Genomic DNA, 20,663 nt, shown 5'->3' on the forward strand with positions numbered 1-20,663 from the left:
CGCGTGCCGCGCAGGCGCATCCAGCCGCTCGCGAAAGCGTCGCGGAACTCGCCGAAGCGCTTCAGCCACGGCGAGCCGGCCGCCGAGGGTGGGGCCAGCACGAGCGCGCGCCGCAGGTCGGCGGGGTCACCGACCTGGTCGACCGTGATCGTGGGCGGCAGCGCCACGCCGGCGGCACGATAGGCGTCGTTGAGCGTCTGCACCGCGCCATGGCAGACGATGGGGCCGATCGAGGCGTCGACGCCGAGCAGCACGCGTTGCGCCTTGCCGAGCGCATAGCAATACAGCACGCTGGCCTGGCCCGCGTCGGCGTTGTCTCGCCACCAGTGCTCGACACCGTCAAACACCTTCGCCGGCGGGTCCCAGTGGTAGATCGGCAGGCCGAAGGTCGATTCGGTGACGAAGGTGTCGCAGCGCAGCGGTTCGAACGGTGCGCAGCTCGCGTCCGGCGCGAGCTTGTAGTCGCCCGAGACCACCCACACGTCGCCACGGTGCTCGAGTCGTACCTGGGCCGAGCCGAGCACGTGGCCGGCGGGGTGCAGCGACAGCGTCACGCCATGGTGCGTGATGCGTTCGCCGTACTCGAGCGTGTCGAGGCTCACATCGCCCAGCCGCGTGCGCACCAGCGTCGCGCCCGCGCGCGCCGCGAGGTAGCGGCCGTGCCCGGCGGGCGTGGTCGGCGTGCGCGTGGGTCAGCACGGCGCGGGCCACCGGCCGCCACGGGTCGATGTAGAAGTCGCCGGCGGCGCAGTACAGCCCCTCCTTGCGCACGACGACCAGATCGCTCATGGCACCCCGAGGCCAGCCATGGCGGCGCGGCTCAGTAGATCAGCCGGTCCGGCCGGATGTCGCGCAGGATGGTGGTGGCGATTTCCTCGATCGACTTGTGCGTCGAGCTGAGCCAGGCGATGCCCTCGCGGCCCATCATCGACTCGGCCGCCGACACCTCCAGGCGGCAGTTCTCGAGCGAGGCGTACTTGCTGTTGGGGCGCCGCTCGTGGCGGATCTCGCGCAGGCGCTCTGGCGCGATCGTGAGGCCGAAGCACTTCTTCTTGTGCGGCACCAGCGCGGAGGGCAGGGCGCCGCGGTCGAAGTCCTCGGGGATCAGCGGGTAATTGGCCGCCTTGATGCCGTGCTGCATCGCCAGGTAGAGCGAGGTCGGCGTCTTGCCGGAGCGGCTGACGCCGACCAGGATCACGTCGGCGATGTCGAGGTTCTTGGACGACTGGCCGTCGTCATGGGCGAGCGAGAAGTTGATCGCCTCGATGCGATCGGTGTACTCCTGACTCTTTGAGATGTCGTCGAAGCGGCCGACGCGGTGGTTGGACTTGATGCCGAATTCAGCCTCGAGCGGCTCGACGAAGGTGCCCAGCATGTCCAGCACCAGGCAGTGGGCGCTGCGGATGATGCCGCGCACCTCGGTGTCGATCAGCGTGATGAAGACAATCGGTCGCTTGCCCTCGCGTCCGGCGGTGTCGTTGATCTCGCGCACCACCTGGTAGGCCTTGTCGGGGGTGTCGATGAAGGGCCGGCGCACGTGGCGGGGCTTGGCCGAGAACTGCGCCAGGATGGAGTTGCCGAAGGTCTCGGCGGTGATGCCGGTGCCGTCCGAAACGAAGAACACTGTGCGATTTGGCATGGGGAAGAAGGAGCGCGGCGCGCTTTAGGGGTGGCCGTCAGGGGAAACGATTGCAACGGGGACCGTACAATCTAAACCAGTTTGCACCTGGCCCTTCAGCATCCGACTCCAGTCATGAGCCCCGCGCCGAGAACAAGACGAACAGGCGTGAGCGCGGCCGACTGGAAGCCTCGGTGGCCGCAACGGTGCGCCCCGGTTTCATCACATCACGGAGTTTTCCCATGTCCAGCTTTGATGCGACCGCCCTGGTCGTCCCGTTCGAACGACTGAGAATGACCGACGTCGACGCGGTTGGCGGCAAGAACGCCAGCCTCGGCGAGATGATCAGCCAGCTCGCGGCCTCCGGCGTGCGGGTGCCCGGCGGCTTCGCGACCACGGCGCACGCCTTCCGGCAGTTCCTCAAGCACGGCGGGCTGGTCGACAAGATCAACGCGCGGCTGTCGGCGCTGAACACGGACGACGTGCGGGCACTGGCCGAGGCCGGTGCCGAGATCCGCGGTTGGGTTGAAGCGCAGCCGTTCCCGGCCGACCTGCAGGACGCGATCGCGACCGAGTTTTCGCAGCTCACCGCCGGCAACCCCGGCGCCTCGTTCGCGGTGCGTTCTTCGGCCACCGCCGAGGATCTGCCCGACGCCAGCTTCGCGGGCCAGCAGGAGACCTTCCTGAACGTCGTCGGCATCGAGGACGTGCTGCACAAGATGAAGGAGGTGTTCGCCAGCCTCTACAACGACCGCGCCATCAGCTACCGCGTGCACAAGGGCTTTGCGCACGCCGACGTGGCGCTGTCGGCCGGCGTGCAGCGCATGGTGCGCTCCGACCTCGGCGCGGCCGGCGTGATGTTCACGATCGACACCGAGTCCGGCTTCAAGGACGTGGTCTTCATCACCTCGAGCTACGGCCTGGGCGAGACGGTGGTGCAGGGTGCCGTGAACCCGGATGAGTTCTACGTGCACAAGCCGGCGCTGAAGGCCGGCAAGCTGGCGGTGATCCGCCGCAACCTCGGCTCCAAGCTGATCAAGATGGAGTTCGCCACGCCGCAGGAAAAGGCGGCCAGCGGCAAGCTCGTCAAGACCGTGGACACGGCGACCGAGCAGCGCAACCGCTACTCGCTGTCCGACGCCGACGTGACCGAACTCGCCCGCTACGCGCTGATCATCGAGGAGCACTACGGCCGCCCGATGGACATCGAGTGGGGCAAGGACGGCGGCGATGGGCAGCTCTACATCCTGCAGGCCCGTCCGGAAACCGTGAAGAGTCAGGCCGAGGGCAAGGTCGAGCAGCGCTACAAGCTCAAGGGCTCGGGCACCGTGCTGGCCGAGGGTCGCGCGATCGGCCAGAAGATCGGCACCGGCCCGGTGCGCATCGTGCACAGCCTGGCCGAGATGGACCAGGTGCAGAGCGGCGACGTGCTGGTCACCGACATGACCGACCCGAACTGGGAGCCGGTGATGAAGCGCGCCAGCGCCATCGTCACCAACCGCGGCGGGCGCACCTGCCATGCGGCGATCATCGCGCGCGAGCTCGGCATCCCGGCGGTGGTGGGTTGCGGCGACGCGACCGAGACGCTGAAGGACGGTGCGCTGGTCACCGTGGCTTGCTCCGAGGGTGACACCGGCTACATCTACGACGGGCTGCTCGAGACCGAGATCAGCGACGTGCAGCGCGGCGAGCTGCCGTACTGCCCGGTCAAGATCATGATGAACGTCGGCAACCCTCAGCTCGCATTCGACTTCGCGCAGATGCCCAACTCCGGCGTCGGCCTGGCGCGGCTCGAGTTCATCATCAACAACAACATCGGCGTGCACCCGAAGGCGATCCTCGACTACCCGAATGTCGATGCCGACCTCAAGAAGGCCGTCGAGAGCGTGGCCCGCGGCCACGCCTCGCCGCGCGCCTTCTACGTGGACAAGCTGGCCGAGGGCATCGCGACGATCGCCGCCGCGTTCTGGCCCAAGCCGGTCATCGTGCGCCTGAGCGACTTCAAGTCGAACGAGTACAAGAAGCTGATCGGTGGCTCGCGCTACGAGCCCGAGGAAGAGAACCCGATGCTGGGCTTCCGTGGCGCGTCGCGCTACATCAGCAGCGAATTCGGCGAAGCCTTCGCGATGGAGTGCGAGGCGCTCAAGCGTGTGCGCCAGGAAATGGGCCTGACCAACGTCGAGATCATGGTGCCGTTCGTGCGCACGGTGAAGCAGGCAGAGCGCGTGGTGGGCATGCTGGCCGAGCACGGGCTCAAGCGCGCGGCGGCCGGCGGCAGCGACGACCTCAAGGTCATCATGATGTGCGAGGTGCCGAGCAACGCCATCCTGGCCGACCAGTTCCTCGCGCACTTCGACGGCATGTCGATCGGTTCGAACGACCTGACCCAGCTCACGCTCGGACTGGACCGCGACTCCGGGCTCGAACTGCTGGCGGCCGACTTCGACGAGCGCGACCCGGCCGTCAAGGCCATGATCTCGCGAGCCATCACCGCGTGCCGTGCCACCGGCAAGTACATCGGCATCTGCGGCCAGGGGCCCAGCGACCACCCCGACTTCGCCGACTGGCTGGCGGCCGAGGGCATCGTGTCGATCTCGCTGAACCCCGACACGGTGGTCGACACCTGGCAGCGTCTCGCCAAGCGCTGAGTTCTGCACGCTGCAAGTCCGCGGGCTGAGCCCCGGACCTCGGAACGGCCCCGATCGGGGCCGTTTGCCGTTTTGCGTGCGCCAAGCTTCGGGTAAGTCCTGACAGGGCATATCAGAGCATCGTCAGGTTTCGTCAGCATCGCGTAAGGCGCTATTTCACAATGAAAGGAACCGTTACGAGGCCCCATGCTGCTGTTCATCGCATCGATCAAGCTCATCGCCGAGATCGCCCTGTGCGCACTGGCCGGACGCTGGCTGCTCGGCGTCTTGGCGGGCGCCAAGCGCGAACAGAATTTCTTCTATCAGTTGCTGAACGGCCTGACCCGCCCCTTCACCACTGCGTTCCGCGCCATCACGCCGAAGCTGGTGATCGACCGCCACATCCCGCTGCTGACCTTCATCGCGCTCGCGTGGATCTGGGTGTTCATGGTGATCGAGAAGGTCAGCCTCTGCCGGGCGGCGCCGGGCCAGGGGCTGTGCCAGTGAATACGACGACTGCGCCGCGCCGCGCCGGGTGGTGGCGCCACCTGCTGCTCAAGTGGCGTGCGCAGATGCTGCTCGTCGTCAATCGGCGTGACGCGGCGCTCGAGACCTTCGACGAGATGCTGGGCCTGTGGCCCGACGACGCCTATGCGCTCGCGAGCCGGGCGCATGTGCTGGCTCAGGCCGGGCGGGCGGATGCAGCGATGGCCGATTTCCGCCGCCTGCTCGACGCACAACCCGAGCATGCCCATGCCTGGTTCAATCTCGGCTTCCTGCTGGAGCAGCAGGGTCGCCTCGACGAGGCCGAACAGGCATTCCGCCGCTCGCTCGAACTCGAGTCCAAGCTCGACAGGGCCTGGTACGGACTGGGTCTGGTGCTGATCCGTCAGCACCGCTACGACGAGGCCGTCGCCGCGTTGAAGCGAAACACCGAACTGCAGCCCATGAGCCCACACGGCTGGTACCAGCTCGCGCGGGTGCATGTCGATCGTCAGCAACCCGAGGAGGCGGCGAAGATCATTCGCCATCTCCAGGGGTTCGAGCCCAAGGTGGCCGCTCAGCTCGAGCGGGAAACCGGACTGCTCGGCTCGCCGGCTGGCGGGCACTGAAAAGCGCCCGTCCACGGGCGGCAGGCATCGCGTCGAAGAACGCGAGGGATGGTGGCATCCGCAAGACCGGTGACCCCCCGACGGGGTTGGAGACATCAAGGACAGGAGCGCAGCAATGCAGGTGACTGAACAGCAGCGTCTCTACTGGCAGAAGAACCTCAGGCTCACCTCGATCCTGCTGGCGATCTGGTTTGTAGCGACATTCGTGATGGCGTACTTCGCTCGAGAACTCAGCTTCTCGTTCTTCGGCTGGCCCTTCAGCTTCTACATGGCGGCGCAGGGCTCGCTGATCATCTACCTGATCATCATCTGGGTCTACGCCAGGACGATGAATCGCCTCGATCAAGAACACGGCGTTGCCGAGGAGGACTGACATGGCAGGCATCACACCGAATGGCGCCGCCGCGGGTAGCGGTCGCGCTGCCAATGCGGCCTTCAAGTCGCAACTGAACAAGGTCTACACCTGGTACACCGGCGGCTTCATCGCCTTCGTGATCGTGCTGGCGGTGCTGGAGCAGATGGGGCTGCCGCGCAGCTACATCGGCTTCATCTTCCTGCTGGCCACCGTGGCCCTGTATGCCGGCATCGGCATCATGAGCCGCACCACCGATGCGGCCGAGTACTACGTGGCAGGTCGCCGCGTGCCGGCGGTCTACAACGGCATGGCCACCGGTGCCGACTGGATGTCGGCCGCCTCGTTCATCGGCATGGCCGGCACGCTGTACCTCACCGGCTACGGTGGCCTGGCCTTCATCATGGGTTGGACCGGCGGCTACTGCCTGGTGGCGCTGTTCCTTGCGCCCTACCTGCGCAAGTTCGGCCAGTTCACCATTCCCGACTTCCTGGGTGAACGCTACGGCGGCAACCTGGCCCGGTTCATCGGCATCTTCGCCGCCATCCTGTGCTCGTTCACCTACGTGGTCGCGCAGATCTACGGCGTGGGGCTGATCACGGCACGCCTGAGCGGGCTGGCGTTCGAGATCGGCGTGTTCGTCGGCCTCGGCGGCATCCTGGTGTGCTCCTTCCTCGGCGGCATGCGTGCAGTCACCTGGACGCAAGTCGCTCAGTACATCATCCTGATCATTGCGTACATGATCCCGGTGGTATGGCTGTCGGTGAAACAAACTGGCGTTCCGATCCCGCAGGCTATTTACGGATACCAGCTGGAGAAGGTTTCGAAGCGAGGAGACGAACTGCGCGTTGACCCCAAGGAGCTGGAGGTCGTCGGCATCTTCAAGCAGCGAGCTGATGCAGCAGCGGAGAAGCTCAAGGACGTTCCCGCAGCGATGGCGGCCGACAAGGCCTCGGCTGAACAGAAGCTGGCCGAACTCAAGGCGGCCAATGCCCCTCTCGCGGATGTGCAAGCCGCCGAGAAGGTTGTCGGTTCTCTGCCTGCGAGCGAAGCTGATGCACGGAAAGCCTACACCGCGGCGAAGACCGCCAACGAGGCGCGCGCCAAACCGTTGAATGGCATGCCGAATCATGCGCAGATCTATGCAGGAGATCCGAACGGGGACGAGAAGGCCAAGAAGACCTTCGACGAGTCGCGTCGCAACTTCCTGGCGCTGGTGTTCTGCCTGATGGTCGGTACGGCGTCTCTGCCGCACATCCTGATGCGCTACTACACGACGCCCTCGGTCAAGGAGGCGCGCGAGTCGGTGACCTGGTCGCTGTTCTTCATCTTCCTGCTGTACTTCACCGCGCCGGCGCTGGCCGTGCTGGTGAAGTTCGAGGTGTTCAACAACCTCGTCGGCACACCATTCGACCAGTTGCCTGCGTGGATCTCCAACTGGGCGCGGGTCGACCCGACGCTGATGTCGGTAGCTGATATCAACAAGGACGGCATCTTCCAACTGTCCGAGATGAAGATCGGCGGCGACATCATCGTGCTGGCCACGCCGGAAATCGGTGGCCTGCCGTACGTTGTGTCGGGCATGGTGGCCGCGGGTGGTCTGGCGGCGGCGCTGTCGACCGCGGACGGTCTGTTGCTGACGATCGCCAACGCGCTGTCGCACGATCTGTACTACAAGATGATCGATCCGAACGCGTCGACCTCCCGTCGCGTCACGGTCTCGAAGATCTTGTTGCTGGTCGTGGCGCTGGCGGCGGCCTACGTGGCCTCGCAGAAGCCGGCGGACATCCTGTTCCTGGTGTCGGCGGCGTTCTCGTTCGCCGCGGCGGGCTTCTTCCCGGCCCTGGTGCTTGGCATCTTCTGGAAGCGTGCTTCCAGCGCCGGTGCTGTTCTCGGGATGATTCTGGGCCTGGGAACGACCATGTACTACATGGCTCATAACCAGCCTTGGCTGCGTGGCATTTTCGGCATCACAGATCCTGTCAGCCTCTGGTTTGGGATTCAACCGATCTCGGCGGGTCTGTTCGGTGTACCTGTGGGCTTCGCGGTCATCATCATCGTCAGCCTGTTCACGCCGGCACCGAACCAGAAGGTGCAGGAGCTGATCGAGCATGTCCGCTATCCGAACCTGCGCGGCGACACGGTGAAGAGCCTGGGTACCTGAGGCCCCGTGGGGCCGGCCTCCGGGCCGGCCCGCCACGGCTCACTGGCGGCCCCCGGCAACGGGGGCCGTTTCCATTGATGCGGCTATAATCTTTGGCTCACCTTGCCGCACCCCTTGTTGACGCTAGGGGGCGGCTTCCCCGCCGACCGGTCACCGTGCCTGCACGGCCGCAAAGCGGACATCCACAAGGAGTACCGATGCGTCATTACGAAATCGTCCTGCTGATCCACCCGGATCAAAGCGAGCAGGTTCCGGCCATGCTGGAACGCTACAAGGGCCTGGTCACCGCTGCCGGTGGCAAGGTGCACCGCGTCGAGGATTGGGGTCGCCGCCAACTGGCCTACCTGATCAACAAGCTCGCGAAGGCGCACTACCTGTGCCTCAACATCGAGTGCAGCAAGGAAACGCTGCTCGAGCTCGAGACCGGCTTCAAGTTCAACGACGCCGTACTGCGCCACCTCACGGTGGTCAAGAGCAAGGCCGAGACCGCGCCCTCGATCATGATGAAGGCCGTCGAGCGCGAGGAATCGCGCAAGGCGCCGCAGTCGCAGGAAGCCGCTGCCTGATTCCGGTGAAGCCCTGCCTGCCGCAGGCGCCTGCATGAACCGCGTGGTTCTTCAGGCGCAGTTGGTGGAGCGGGGCGTGATGCGCTACACGCCCGCCGGTTTGCCGGCACTCGACTTGAGCCTGAGGCACGAGTCGCAAGTGACGGAAGCCGGGCACCCGCGCCGGGTCTCCCTGGAGATCCGGGCTGTGGGGATCGGGGCGGTGGCCGAGCAGCTCGGCAAGCTGGCGGTGGGAGACACCGCCGGGTTCGCCGGATTCCTCGGGTCCCACCGCAACGGCAAGGGCGTGCTGCTGCACATCACCGAATTCGACGCCCAGCCCGCTTCGCTTTGAGCAACCCGTTTCAGATTTCAGGAGTTCACTATGCCCCCGCCCCGTGGTAAAGGCCGTTTCGGCAAGGACAAGCGCCCGAAGCGCAACACCCAATCGCTGCTGTTCCGTCGCAAGCGCTTCTGCCGCTTCACGGTCACCGGCGTCACCGAGATCGACTACAAGGATGTCGACACGCTGCGCGACTTCATCGCCGAGAACGGCAAGATCACGCCCGCCCGCCTGACCGGCACGCGTGCCTTCTTCCAGCGTCAGCTGTCGACCTGCATCAAGCGCGCCCGCTTCCTGGCCCTGCTGCCGTACAGCGACCAGCACAAGTCCTGAGGAGCCCACCATGCAAATCATCCTGCTCGAGAAGGTGGCCAACCTCGGCAACCTCGGTGAGGTCGTCAAGGTCAAGGACGGCTACGCACGCAATTTCCTGATCCCCAGCGGTGCTGCACGTCGTGCCACCGAAGCGGCGGTCAAGGAATTCGAAGCCAAGCGCATCGAACTGGAAAAGGCTGCGGCTGCGAAGCTGGCCGCCTCCCAGGCCGAGGGCGAGAAGCTCAACGGCAAGACCATCAGCATCACGCAGAAGGCCGGCGTCGATGGCCGCCTGTTCGGCTCGGTCACCAACCACGATATCGCCGAAGCGCTGGGCAAGGCCGGCTTCAAGGTCGTGAAGTCCCAGGTGCGTCTGCCCAACGGTCCGCTGAAGACCGTGGGCGAGCACCCGGTGACGGTGGCGTTGCACACCGACGTGGTGGTCGACGTGAACGTGACGGTGGTCGGCGAGACCGACTGAGTCTTCTGTCCGCTCGCGACGAAGGCCGGCATTCGCCGGCCTTTGTTTTTGCGGCGGCGCCTGTACAGCGCCGCCCCCAGGCCACCCACCGGATTTCCACAGACTTGCCCACAACGGCGGGTCGGCGACCGGCATAAGATTGAACGATGTCAGCCATTTTCTCCGGGGGCGGCGCGCGCCCTGACGCCCGCGGCGACGACGAGGTCGCCCGACTGCGCATCCCGCCGCAATCCATCGAGGCCGAGCAGAGCGTGCTGGGGGGGCTGCTGATCGACAACGGCGCCTGGGACCGGGCCGGCGACCTGCTGAACGACGGCGATTTCTACCGCCACGAGCACCAGTTGATCTACGGTGCCATCGGCAAGCTGATCAACGCCAGCAAGCCGGCCGACGTGATCACCGTCTACGAGCAGCTGCAGTCGCTCGGCAAGGCCGAGGAGGTGGGCGGGCTGGCCTACCTGAACCAGCTCGCGCAGAGCGTGCCGAGCGCGGCCAACCTGCGCCGCTATGCCGAGATCGTGCGCGAGCGCAAGATCCTGCGCGACCTGGTCGCCACCAGCGATGAGATCGCCACCAACGCCTTCAACCCGCGCGGTCGCGCGGTCTCCGAGATCCTCGACGAGGCCGAGGGCAAGATCTTCAAGATCGGCGAGGCCGGCTCGCGCACCAAGCAGGGCTTCCAGGGCATGGACACCCTGGTCGTGCAGCTGATCGACCGCGTGACCGAACTGGCCGAGAACGGCGCCGAGGAAGTGACCGGCGTGCGTACCGGCTTCTACGACCTCGACCGCATGACCGCCGGCCTGCAGCCGGGCGACCTGATCGTGCTGGCGGCGCGCCCGTCGATGGGCAAGACCGCGTTCGCGCTCAACATCGGCGAGCACGTCGCGGTGCAGGAAGGCCTGCCGGTGGTGGTGTTCTCGATGGAAATGGGCGCCTCCCAGCTGGCGTTGCGGATGGTGGGTTCGCTCGGCCGCATCGACCAGTCGGGGCTGCGCACCGGCCGGCTGCGTGATGACGAGTGGGGGCGTCTGACCGAGGCGGTCGACAAGCTCGGCAAGGCCAGCGTCTTCATCGACGAGAGCGCGGCGCTGACGCCGAGCGAACTGCGCGCCCGCGCCCGCCGTCAGGCGCGCCAGTGCGGCCAGCTCGGCCTGATCGTGGTCGACTACCTGCAGCTGATGAGCGGCTCCAGCTCGAACGAGGAGAACCGCGCCACCGTGATCGGCGAGATCTCGCGCGGCCTGAAGTCACTGGCCAAGGAACTGAAGTGCCCGGTGATCGCGCTGTCGCAGCTCAACCGCAGCGTCGAGACGCGCACCGACAAGCGACCGATGATGAGCGACCTGCGCGAGTCGGGCGCGATCGAGCAGGATGCCGACGTCATCATGTTCATCTACCGCGACGAGTACTACAACAAGGACACCAAGGAGCCTGGTGTTGCCGAGATCATCATCGGCAAGCAGCGTAACGGCCCGGTCGGCACGGTGAAGCTCACCTTCCTGAAGCCCCTGACCAAGTTCGACAACCTCGCGCCGGGCAGCAGCGGCAGCGACTACTGACGCCCGGGCGGGGTTTCAGGGTGGGCGGCTTGACAGTCGGCCCCCATGTACATACGCTGTCCATGGACAGGGGCAAGGGGCCCCGATCGGGAGAGACGACATGGCCGCAGCCGTCGAACGCATCGTGGTGCAGGCAACCTCGCAGGACAAGAAGGCGATCGCCGCCAAGGCGAAGCGTCTGGATCTGCCCGTGTCGGAACTGATGCGCCGCGGCGCCTTCGCCTACGAGGCCAAGGAAGCGGACCAGGAACTGGGCGTACTGGCCGATGCCGCGCGCGATGCTGCCGATCGCGCCGGCGCCGCCATCGACGATGCACTGAGCTTTATCGAGGCGAGCAACAAGCGCATCGCCGCGATGGAGGCGAAGGCGTCCCGCTCGCCGAAACCAGCCGCCGGCCGGGCAGCGGTGCGCAAGGCCGCCTGATGGGCGTCACCGACCGCGTCTGGGGCGCGCTCACCTCGATGATCAAGCTCGAGGACAAGGTCAACCGGCAGTCCGACGCGATGAAGCTGCAGCAGCAGAAGATCGAGGACCTGACCGGCCGCGTGATCCGGCTCGAAGCCCAGCTCGAACTGCTGACCACGGCTGCGGTCGTGAAGCGGTTGAAGAACGACTGAGCCTCGGCCGCGCGACCGGCGCGACCGTCAGTGGAAATCGCGCGAACTCGTCGCCAGCCGGCCCAGCCAGGGCGTCATGTCGACCAGTCGCCGCGCCAGCAGGTGCGTCACGCCTTCCGGCGAGCGCTGCCATTCCCCGGCCACGGCCAGCAGGCGTGAGGCGAGCAGCGCCTGGCGGAAGCGCTCGCGCACGCCCTTCCAGACGATCACGTTGACCGAGCCGGTCTCGTCTTCCAGCGTGACGAAGATCGTGCCCTTGGCGGTCTCGGGCTGCTGGCGGCCGACGACGATGCCGCAGGCCCAGACGCGGCAGCCATCCTTCAGGGCGCCGAGCTCCCGCGCGTTGCGCCAGCCACGCTGTACGAGTCGCGGACGCAGCAGCGCCAGCGGATGGCGGCGCAGCGTGAGCTGGGTGCTGGCGTAGTCGAGCGTGATCTCCTCGGCCTCGGGCGGCGCGGGCAGGACGAGAGGGTCTTCGCGATGCGGCGCGTCGGCGAGCAGGGCGGTGCGGCGGGGCTGGCCACTCGCATGCCACGCCTGTTGCCGGCGGTGGCCGGCCAGGCTCTGCAGTGCGTCGGCGCGGGCCAGCACCTGCAGGGCCTGGGGATCGAGCCCGGCGCGCCGCGCCAGGTCGTCGAGGCTGGCGAATGTCGACACAGCGCGGGCAGCCACGATGCGGTCGGCGGCCGCCTCGCTGAAGCCAGAGACGAGGCGCAGCCCCAGGCGTACGGCGGGCTGCAGCGAGCGTGCCGCGCAGGGCGTGCTGCCCGGTGACGCCGGCTCGAGCGTGCAGTCCCAGCCGCTATGGCCCACGTCGACCGGGCGCACTTCGACCGCGTGGCGCCGTGCGTCCTGGACCAGCTGCGACGGTGCGTAGAAGCCCATCGGTTGCGAGTTCAGCAGCGCGGCCAGGAAGATCGCCGGCTCGTGGCACTTGAGCCAGGCGCTCAGGTAGGCCAGCAGCGCGAAGCTGTAGGCGTGGCTCTCCGGGAAGCCGTACTCGCCGAAGCCCTTGATCTGCTCGAAGATGCGCTCCGCGAACTCGCGGTCGTAGTTCTTTTCCACCATGCGACCGACGATGCGCTGGTGGAATTGCTGCAAGCCGCCCTTGCGTTTCCAGGCCGCCATCGCGCGGCGCAGTTCGTCGGCATTGCCGCCGCTGAAATCGGCCGCGATCATGCAGATCTGCATCACCTGCTCCTGGAAGATCGGGATGCCGAGCGTTCGCTCGAGTGCGTCCTCCAGCTCCTTATAGCGAGGCGGTGGTCGCTGGCCTTGGTGCTCCAACTCGCGTTGCTTCAGGTAGGGATGCACCATGCCGCCACTGATCGGGCCCGGCCGCACGATCGCGACCTGGACCACCAAGTCGTAGAACTTGCGGGGCTTCAACCGGGGCAGCATGCTCTGCTGGGCTCGGCTCTCGATCTGGAACACGCCCACGGTGTCGGCTTTCTGGATCATTTCGTAGGTGGCGATGTCCTCGCGCGGAATGTCCTGCATCCGCCATGACGGGGATGTGGGTGCGCCGCCGTTGGCGCCGGGCGGTGGGCCGCGCCAGTCGGTGATCAGCGCGAGCGCGCGCTTCAGCGCGCTCAGCATGCCCAGCGCCAGCACGTCGACCTTCAGCAGCCCCAGCGACTCGAGATCGTCCTTGTCCCACTGGATCACGCGGCGGTCCTTCATCGCGGCTTTCTCGATCGGCACCAGGCGTGACAACGCGTCCCGCGCGATGACGAATCCGCCGACGTGCTGCGACAGGTGCCGCGGAAAGCCGATCAGCGCGGCGCTCAGCGCCAGCCACTGCCGGGTGACCGGGGCGTCCGGATCGAAGCCGGCCTCGACCAGCCGGGCGGGCAGCGCCGCACGCCCGTCGAACCACTGGTGGCTCTTCGCGAGGCGGTCGATGCGCTGCCCGTCCAGCCCCAACGCCTTGCCGACCTCGCGCACCGCGCCGCGCACGCGGTAGGTCGAGAGCGCCGCTGCCAGCGCGGTGCGGTGCGTGCCGTACTTGCCGTAGATGTACTGGATGACTTCCTCGCGCCGCTCGTGTTCGAAGTCGACATCGATGTCGGGGGCCTCGCCACGCTCCTCGCTGATGAAGCGCTCGAACAGCAGCGGGGTCTGCGTCGGGTCGACCTCGGTGATGCCCAGGCAGTAGCAGACCGCCGAATTGGCGGCCGAGCCGCGACCCTGGCACAGGATGCCCTTGGAGCGGGCGAAGCGCACCACGTCGTGCACGGTGAGGAAGAAGGCCTCGTAGCGCTTGCGGAAGATCAGCGCGAACTCGCGTTCGATCTGCGCCTGCACCGTGCCGGGCACCCCGCCGGGATAGCGCACGCAGGCCCCTTCCTCGGTCAGGCGCCGCAGGTGGCTGCTGGCCGTCTCGCCGACCGGCACGATCTCGTCCGGGTACTCGTACTTCAGCTGCTCCAGCGAGAAGTCGCAGGCCCGCGCGAGGTCCACGCTGCGCTGCAGCCACTCGGGACGGCAGAGCTGCGCCAGCGCCAGCCGCGAGCGCAGGTGCTGCTCGGCGTTGCGCATCAGCGCGTAGCCGCAGTCGGCGACGCGGCGCTTCAGGCGGATCGCGGTCAGCGTGTCCTGCAGCGGCTTGCGCGAGCGCACGTGCATCAGCACGTCGCCCGCCGCCGCCAGTGGCAGGCCGGAGGCGGCCGATGCGTCGAGCAGGCGCTCCACGAAGGACTCGTCGTCGGCCCAGCGCAGCAGCTCGACCGCGATCGAGGCGCGCTCGCCGCAGCGGCCCGCCAGCCAACGGGCCTGCGCGAGCAGGGTGGCGTGAGGCTCGTCGCGGCGTGGGATCAGCAGCGCCAGGCAGTCGGGCACGCCGGCGGCATGGCCCTGGCCGGCCAGCAGCGCATCGAGGTCGTCGACGCTCAGTTGGTAGTGCCCCTTGGCGCTGCGGCCGCGACCGAGCGTGATGAGACCACAGATCTGGCATAGCCTTCGCGGTTCTTCGCCAGCAGCACCAGGCGGCAGCCCGGTGCGGTGGGCGAGGCCGCGAGCGTGAACTCGCTACCGATGATCAGGGCCGGCAACGGCGGGTTGCCGTTCTCGCGCAGCCGCTTCAGCGCCGCATGCGCCCGCACCACGCCGGCCACCGAGCACTCGTCGGTGATCGCGATCGCCGCATAGCCGAGCTGGGCGGCGCGCTCCACCAACTCCTGCGGGTGCGAGGCGCCGGTCAGGAAGCTGAAGTTCGAGCGGCAGTGCAGCTCCGCGTAGGCCGGCAGCCCGGGTCGCGTCCAGTGCAGCGGCGGCGGCGGGGGCGATGCCGGCTGCGGCGTCTTGGGATGGGCTGGTTGCGGCATCGTCTCACCCGAACCAGCCGTGCAGGAACCAGCCCCCCGACGAGGCGTCGCCGGGGTGCTCGCGGTAGATCCAGCGCAGCCGGTGGTCGGGGCCCTCGGCCACGTGGTAATCGCGCCGCACCAGCGCGCCGTCGAACCAGCCGGCCTCGATGCGCTCGGCCCGCGAGCACACCCGCAGGGGCCCACCATGCCGCGGCCGGCCCAGGGCATCGCTGGCCAGCGGCAGCGGCAACGGCAGCAACCAGAGTGGTCGGGGGGCGGTGGGAGCGGGCGCCGTGGTCGCAAAGGGCGCTGGGGGCGGTTCGCCGACCGACCGGACACGCTGCGCGTGCTCGGGTCGGTGATCGGCCCGCGGCACCCAGCGCCGCACGTGATCACTCCCCAGCCGCGCGGTCAGTCGGTCAAGCAGCGCGGCGTGTTCGCCGTCCTGCCGGCCTGGTCCGGGCAGCAGCTCGCCAGGCGTGCCGCCGTGCGGCACGGCGGCTTCCAGTTCGAGCGCGAGCTCGTAGACCGGCGCGGCGAGCACATGGCGCTGCAGGCGCTCGCGCCACAGCAGCGCGAGCTGGGCGATGTCGCGGCTCGGGGCCGACAGCTGCAGTCGCAGCCGGGTGTCGGGGCAGGGCTCGCGGCCGTGCTCATGGCGCAGTCTCAGTGCCAGCACCGTGACGGCCTGCCAGCGCAGCTGCAGCCAACCGCGCAGTGCCGGCAGCAGAGCCTCGACGGCGGCCATCAGCACCGCAGCCTCGTCGGCGCGCTGCAGCAGTTCGCGTCGGGCCAGGAAGTGCTCGGGCGGCACGAACCACGGCCTCGGGTCTGGGGCATCGCCATAGCAGCGGTCGAGCGCCCGGCCCAGGTCCACGCCGAGCCGGCGCTGCAGACCGGCACGTGGCAGCGCGCGCAGCGCCCCGAAGGTCCGGATCCCCAGCGCCTGCAGCAACTCGCTCTGGTGGAGGCTGGGCGGCAGCAGACGCGCCAGGCTCGCTACCGGCAGCCGATCCAGCTGCTGCGCACTGCTCCGGGCCTGCAGTGCATGTCGCCGGGCCAGGCCGCTGGTGGCGAACAGCCAGGCGGCGCCGGGGGTGGGCGCACAGCCCGTCCGCACCTGCACCCCGCTCGTGCGCGCCAGGGCTTGTGCTCGGTGCAGCAGCGCATGGATGCCGCCGAACAGCCGCAGCGTGCTCTGCACTTCGAGCAGCACCCCGTCCGGAATGAGGCTCAGGTGGGGCGTGAGCGCAGCGAGCGCCAGGGCCAGTCGCTCGACCAGCGCGGCCTCGCGCGGCCGGTCACGCGGGAACACGACGAGCTGCGGCAGCAGGGACAAGGCCGTGGCCACGCTCTGCCCGGCCCGCACCCCGAGGGCGTGCGCCGCGCGGTTGGCGCCGAGCAGCATGTGCTGCTCGGTCACCGCCACCGGCAGCGCGGCCTCAAGCCCGGTGTGCGAACCGGGCAGAGCTTGCAGCGGCAGCTGGGGCAGGTAGAGGGCGATCCACAGCATCGTGAGGACTCCCAGTGAGCGGCGACGCGGGGCGCACCGATGCCGGCCAGGGCAGGGCCAGCTGCAGGGGGCGGGCCATCGGCGGGCCGCGGCGCTTGAACACGTCGACGGCCAGGGCATGGCCCGGCAGCGGTTGACAGGCCAGGCGCAGCGGCGCCGGGCTGCTCAGCGAGCGGGCCGCGGGCGCCTGCAGGCTCAGCAAGGGCGTGAGACCCGCTTGCGCGGCCAGGTGCAGGCGGCGCAGCGTGGGGCGGGTCACCGGCCGTTCGCTCCACCACAGCACGGCGGCGCAGCTGCCGGCGCGCACCGCCTGCTCGGCGGCCCAGGCGGCATCGATCGCTGTCTGCGGCGCCAGGCACAGCAGCCGTGAGCCGTCCAGGCCGAGGGCCTGCAGCGCGCTCAGGCAAGGCCAGCCCGGGGGGTTGATCCAGACCATCTCCCGCGCGGTGTCCTGGCGCTGCTCCAGACTGCGCAGCCAAGGTGCCAGCAGCGTCAGTTCGCCGCAGGCCGGCGTGGCCAGCAGTTCGGTGAGGCCGCTCGCGGGCCAGCCTCCGCCAGGCAACTGCTCGTCGAGCGCCGGCCATCCGGTGGAAAGGGTCGGCAGCGGCGGCCGAGCCAGCACGCCGGCCCGCCATAGCGCAGCCCCGGGGCGGTCCATGAAGGAGGCCAGGCCGCGCGGCGGTGGCGACGGTGCGGTGGCGGCGGGGTCGAAGAGCATGGCGGAGAAGCAGACGGAGATGAATACTGTACATAAATACAGTATCCATGTGCGCGATTCCGCTCCATGCAGATCCCCGTCGGCGGAGGCCCCCGGGATTGGCTTACGGGTTCATCCGGTGTGCGGCGAGGGTGAAGGCCGGCACGCTCGCGCTTGCATTTCGCACCACCCCTGTCCCAGGAGACATTGATGAGCACCCCCGACACCTGCTGCAGCATCGCGCCTTATTTCAAGGTGGCGCCCGGCAAGCTCGATGAGTTCAAGGCGCTGACCGCGCGCTTCATCGAGAAGACACGCAGCGAACCCAAGTGCGCGCACTACGCCTTCAGCTTCGATGGCGATGCGGCGCACTGCCGCGAAGGCTATGACGGTGCAGCAGGCCTGCTGGCCCACCTGGAAAATGTCGGTGCCCTGCTGGGCGAGGCACTGAAGATCGCTGAAGTGACGCGGGTCGAAGTGCACGCGACAGCAGCCGACATCGAGCAACTGCGCGAGCCGCTGAAGGGCCTGAACCCGCAGTACTTCGTGCTGCAGAGCGGCGGCTTCCGCCGCTGAGGCAAGCCCGGGCCGGATGAAGCCCATCCTCTGGGCTTCATCCGCCGAGCGCGCGGTTCAGACGCGCTCGAAGATCGCGGCGATGCCCTGACCGCCGCCGATGCACATCGTCACCAGCGCGTAGCGGCCGCCGGTGCGCTGCAGTTCGTACAGGGCCTTGGTGGTGATGATGACGCCGGTTGCGCCGACCGGGTGGCCGAGCGAGATGCCCGAGCCGTTGGGGTTGACCTTGGCAGGATCGAGGTCGAGCTCGCGCACCACGGCACAGGCCTGCGCGGCGAAGGCTTCGTTGGACTCGATCACATCGAGGTCCTGCACCTTGAGGCCGGCCTTCTTCAGTGCGAGTTGGGTCGCTGGCACCGGCCGATGCCCATGATCTTCGGCTCCACGCCGGCATGGGCGTAGGCCACCAGGCGTGCCAGCGGCTTCAGGCCCCCGGCCTTGACAGCCTCGGCGCTGGCCAGCACCACGGCCGCCGCGCCATCGTTGATACCCGAGGCATTGCCGGCCGTGACCAGGCCGCCGTCCTTCTTGAACGCGGGCTTCATCTTGGCCAGCGTTTCGACCGTGGTGTCGGCCTTCACGTGCTCGTCGGTGTCGAAGCTCACGGTTCCCTTGCGGGTGACGATCTCGACCGGCACGATCTGGCTCTTGAAGCGGCCCTCGGCGATCGCCTTGGCGGCGCGGTGGTGACTCTCGGCGGCCAGCTCGTCCATCATGCTGCGGGTGATGCCGAACTGCTCGGCCACGTTCTCCGCGGTGATGCCCATGTGGATCTTGTGGAAGGGGTCGTGCAGGATGCCGACGGTGTAGTCGACCATGGCCGTGTCGCCCATGCGCGCGCCCCAGCGGGCCGTGTTCACGTGGTAGGGGCCGCGTGACATCGACTCGGCGCCGGCCCCGATGGCCAGCTCGCAGTCACCCAGCAGCACCGACTGCGCCGCCGAGACGATGGCCTGCAGGCCCGAACCGCACAGGCGGTTCACGTTGAAGGCCGGCGTTTCCTTCGACAGCCCGGCGTTGATCGCGGCGACGCGGCTCAGGTAGGCGTCGCGCGGTTCGGTCGGGATCACGTTGCCCATGGCCAGGTGGCCAATGCTGTCGGCCGCTGCGCCGCTGCGCTCGATCGCTGTCCTGACCGCCAGCGTGGCCAGGTCGGCCAGGGGCGTGTCCTTCAGCGTGCCGCCGTAGGTGCCGATGGCGGTGCGCGCGGCACCGACGACGAAGACGTCTCGGGAAATGGTCATCGCAGGTCTCCTTTTGTGCAGAGCATCAATTGTGCGCCTGCCGCCCGCGGGCACCCCTACCCGTGCAGGTGGGCCTACAACACGTCCGACGCGTAATCGGCCAGCCGCGAGCGTTCGCCGCGCGCCAGCATCACGTGGCCGCTGTGTGGCCAGCCCTTGAAGCGGTCGACCGCGAAGGTGAGGCCCGAACTGCCTTCGGTGAGGTAGGGCGTGTCGATCTGCGCCAGGTTGCCCAGGCAGACGATCTTCGTGCCCGGCCCGGCGCGCGTGATCAGCGTCTTCATCTGCTTGGGCGTCAGGTTCTGCGCCTCGTCGATCAGCACGAACTTGTTCAGGAAGGTGCGCCCGCGCATGAAGTTCAGGCTCTTGATCTTGATCTTGCTGCGGACCAGGTCATTGGTCGCGGCGCGGCCCCATTCGCCGGCGCCCGAGTCATTCTTGGACAGCACCTCGAGGTTGTCGTCGAGCGCGCCCATCCACGGGCCCATCTTCTCTTCCTCGGTGCCGGGCAGGAAGCCGATGTCCTCGCCGACCGGCACGGTCACGCGGGTCACGATGATCTCGCTGTAGCGGCGATCGTCCATCACCTGCGACAGGCCGGCGGCCAGCGTCATCAGCGTCTTGCCGGTGCCGGCGGTGCCGGTGAGGGTGATGAAGTCGCAGTCCGGGTCCATCAGCAGGTTCAGCGCGAAGTTCTGCTCGCGGTTGCGTGCGGTCACGCCCCAGATGGCGTTCTTGGCATGCGAGTAGTCCTTCAGCGTCTTCAGCACCGCGGTCTTGCCGGTGATCTCGGTGACCTTCGCGTAGAGCGGTGCGGCGCCCGGGGTCTCGAGGTAGACGAACTGGTTGACCATCAGCACCGGCACCAGCGGCCCGGCGATGCGGTAGAACGTGGAGCCGCCTTGCTGCCAGCTCTCCATGGTCTTGCCGTGGCGCTCCCAGAAGTCGGCCGGCAGCGGCAGCACACCGGTGTAGAGCAGGTCGCCGTCTTCCAGCGTCTTGTCGTTGAAGTAGTCCTCGGCCGGCAGGCCCAGCGCACGGGCCTTGATGCGCATGTTGATGTCCTTGGACACCAGCACCACGTCTCGTGTCGGGTGCTGCTCGCGCAGGCCTTGCACCACGCCCAGGATCTGGTTGTCGGCCTTGCCCTGCGGCAGCCCGGCCGGCAGCTTGGCGTCGAGGAAGGTGGTCTGGAAGAACAGGGTGCCTCCGGCCTCCTTGTGACCGGTCTTCGCGAGCGCTACGCCGGCTGCGGGATCGAACTTCGCGCTGTCGGCGCCGCCGGCCAGTGCGTCGAGCTCGCGGCTGACCTGGCGCACGTTGCGCGAGACCTCGCTCATGCCCTTCTTGTGCCCGTCGAGCTCCTCGAGCGTGATCATCGGCAGGTAGACGTCGTGCTCGTCGAAGCGGAACAGCGACATCGGGTCGTGCATCAGAACGTTGGTGTCCAGGACGAAGAGCTTGGGCGGGCCGCTGGCGCGCGGCTTGCGCGGGCGCGGTTCCGTGGCGGTGCCGCGGCTGATGGCCTTGACCGGCAGGTAGCCGGCCGCCGGGGCCTGTACTGCTCGCGGCGTGGCAGCGGTGC

General features: G+C 68.0%; 17 protein-coding genes and 3 pseudogenes. 13 read left to right on the forward strand and 7 right to left on the reverse strand.

All coding sequences use genetic code 11. The features are described 5' to 3' along the window. Nucleotides 1-789: pseudogene (locus tag x551_RS08470) on the reverse strand (ligase-associated DNA damage response exonuclease); the annotation flags it as partial. A gap of 31 nt (nt 790-820) precedes the next feature. After that, nucleotides 821-1,639 carry a pyruvate, water dikinase regulatory protein gene (locus x551_RS08475; RefSeq protein WP_011829119.1) on the reverse strand — a complete coding sequence of 273 codons (819 nt, stop codon included), beginning with the start codon at nt 1,637-1,639 and terminating at the stop codon, nt 821-823. A 221-nt stretch (nt 1,640-1,860) separates the two neighbouring features. Here x551_RS08475 and ppsA point away from each other — a divergent pair, with 221 nt between their 5' ends. The 12 genes from ppsA to x551_RS08535 all read left to right on the forward strand — a co-directional run bounded on the left by ppsA (nt 1,861) and on the right by x551_RS08535 (nt 11,737). Further along, nucleotides 1,861-4,266 (forward strand): phosphoenolpyruvate synthase, encoded by a 2,406-nt coding sequence (ppsA, locus tag x551_RS08480; RefSeq protein ID WP_036231683.1) that lies wholly within the window; start codon nt 1,861-1,863, stop codon nt 4,264-4,266. Nucleotides 4,267-4,452: 186 nt separating this feature from the next. After that, entirely contained in the window at nt 4,453-4,752 is a 300-nt protein-coding gene (locus x551_RS08485; protein WP_011829121.1) for a hypothetical protein, read from the forward strand. 65 nt (nt 4,753-4,817) lie between these two features. Next, nucleotides 4,818-5,357: a tetratricopeptide repeat protein gene (locus x551_RS08490; RefSeq protein ID WP_231497605.1), complete on the forward strand. Its 540-nt coding sequence runs from the start codon at nt 4,818-4,820 to the stop codon at nt 5,355-5,357. 115 nt (nt 5,358-5,472) lie between these two features. Next, nucleotides 5,473-5,730, forward strand: coding sequence for a DUF4212 domain-containing protein (locus tag x551_RS08495; RefSeq protein WP_036231685.1), 258 nt, complete (start codon nt 5,473-5,475; stop codon nt 5,728-5,730). Nucleotide 5,731: 1 nt separating this feature from the next. Continuing rightward, nucleotides 5,732-7,873 (forward strand): sodium:solute symporter family protein, encoded by a 2,142-nt coding sequence (locus x551_RS08500; protein WP_036248164.1) that lies wholly within the window; start codon nt 5,732-5,734, stop codon nt 7,871-7,873. A 197-nt stretch (nt 7,874-8,070) separates the two neighbouring features. Then, nucleotides 8,071-8,439: a 30S ribosomal protein S6 gene (rpsF, locus tag x551_RS08505; protein ID WP_036231687.1), complete on the forward strand. Its 369-nt coding sequence runs from the start codon at nt 8,071-8,073 to the stop codon at nt 8,437-8,439. A gap of 34 nt (nt 8,440-8,473) precedes the next feature. Continuing rightward, on the forward strand, nt 8,474-8,773 hold the full coding sequence (gene priB / locus x551_RS08510; protein ID WP_036231689.1) for a primosomal replication protein N: 300 nt from the start codon (nt 8,474-8,476) through the stop codon (nt 8,771-8,773). 30 nt (nt 8,774-8,803) lie between these two features. Further along, nucleotides 8,804-9,094 carry a 30S ribosomal protein S18 gene (rpsR, locus tag x551_RS08515; protein WP_011829127.1) on the forward strand — a complete coding sequence of 97 codons (291 nt, stop codon included), beginning with the start codon at nt 8,804-8,806 and terminating at the stop codon, nt 9,092-9,094. Nucleotides 9,095-9,104: 10 nt separating this feature from the next. Beyond that, nucleotides 9,105-9,557: a 50S ribosomal protein L9 gene (rplI, locus tag x551_RS08520; RefSeq protein WP_036231691.1), complete on the forward strand. Its 453-nt coding sequence runs from the start codon at nt 9,105-9,107 to the stop codon at nt 9,555-9,557. Between the two features lie 146 nt (nt 9,558-9,703). After that, nucleotides 9,704-11,119, forward strand: a complete 1,416-nt coding sequence (gene dnaB, locus x551_RS08525) for a replicative DNA helicase (protein WP_036231693.1) — start codon at nt 9,704-9,706, stop codon at nt 11,117-11,119. 100 nt (nt 11,120-11,219) lie between these two features. Beyond that, nucleotides 11,220-11,543, forward strand: a complete 324-nt coding sequence (locus x551_RS08530; RefSeq protein WP_036231695.1) for a hypothetical protein — start codon at nt 11,220-11,222, stop codon at nt 11,541-11,543. Beyond that, complete coding sequence (locus x551_RS08535) at nt 11,543-11,737, forward strand: hypothetical protein (protein ID WP_036231697.1); 195 nt, start codon at nt 11,543-11,545, stop codon at nt 11,735-11,737. Before x551_RS08530 ends, x551_RS08535 begins: the two co-directional genes overlap by 1 nt. Nucleotides 11,738-11,764: 27 nt before the next feature. On the opposite strand, the pseudogene x551_RS08540 reads toward x551_RS08535, so the two are convergent. The 3 genes and pseudogenes from x551_RS08540 to imuA all read right to left on the reverse strand — a co-directional run bounded on the left by x551_RS08540 (nt 11,765) and on the right by imuA (nt 17,276). Continuing rightward, nucleotides 11,765-15,063 (reverse strand): annotated as a pseudogene (locus x551_RS08540) (error-prone DNA polymerase). A 4-nt stretch (nt 15,064-15,067) separates the two neighbouring features. Beyond that, a complete protein-coding gene (locus x551_RS08545; RefSeq protein WP_036231699.1) occupies nt 15,068-16,558 on the reverse strand; it encodes a DNA polymerase Y family protein in 1,491 nt (496 codons plus the stop codon). Continuing rightward, nucleotides 16,488-17,276, reverse strand: coding sequence for a translesion DNA synthesis-associated protein ImuA (imuA, locus tag x551_RS25135; RefSeq protein ID WP_051511915.1), 789 nt, complete (start codon nt 17,274-17,276; stop codon nt 16,488-16,490). The genes x551_RS08545 and imuA overlap by 71 nt, the downstream gene beginning before the upstream one ends. Before the next feature lie 189 nt (nt 17,277-17,465). On the opposite strand from imuA, the gene x551_RS08555 reads away from it, so the two are divergent. Further along, a complete protein-coding gene (locus x551_RS08555; protein WP_011829134.1) occupies nt 17,466-17,831 on the forward strand; it encodes a hypothetical protein in 366 nt (121 codons plus the stop codon). A gap of 57 nt (nt 17,832-17,888) precedes the next feature. On the opposite strand, the pseudogene x551_RS08560 reads toward x551_RS08555, so the two are convergent. Both x551_RS08560 and x551_RS08565 read right to left on the reverse strand, forming a co-directional pair. Continuing rightward, a pseudogene (locus x551_RS08560) lies at nt 17,889-19,078 on the reverse strand (acetyl-CoA C-acyltransferase family protein). A 74-nt stretch (nt 19,079-19,152) separates the two neighbouring features. After that, nucleotides 19,153-20,663 (reverse strand): PhoH family protein (locus tag x551_RS08565; protein WP_036248168.1); only part of this gene is annotated, 1,511 nt, incomplete at its 5' end.

The organism is Methylibium sp. T29 (assembly GCF_000576205.1).
GTDB classification, from domain to species: Bacteria; Pseudomonadota; Gammaproteobacteria; order Burkholderiales; family Burkholderiaceae_C; genus Methylibium; species Methylibium petroleiphilum.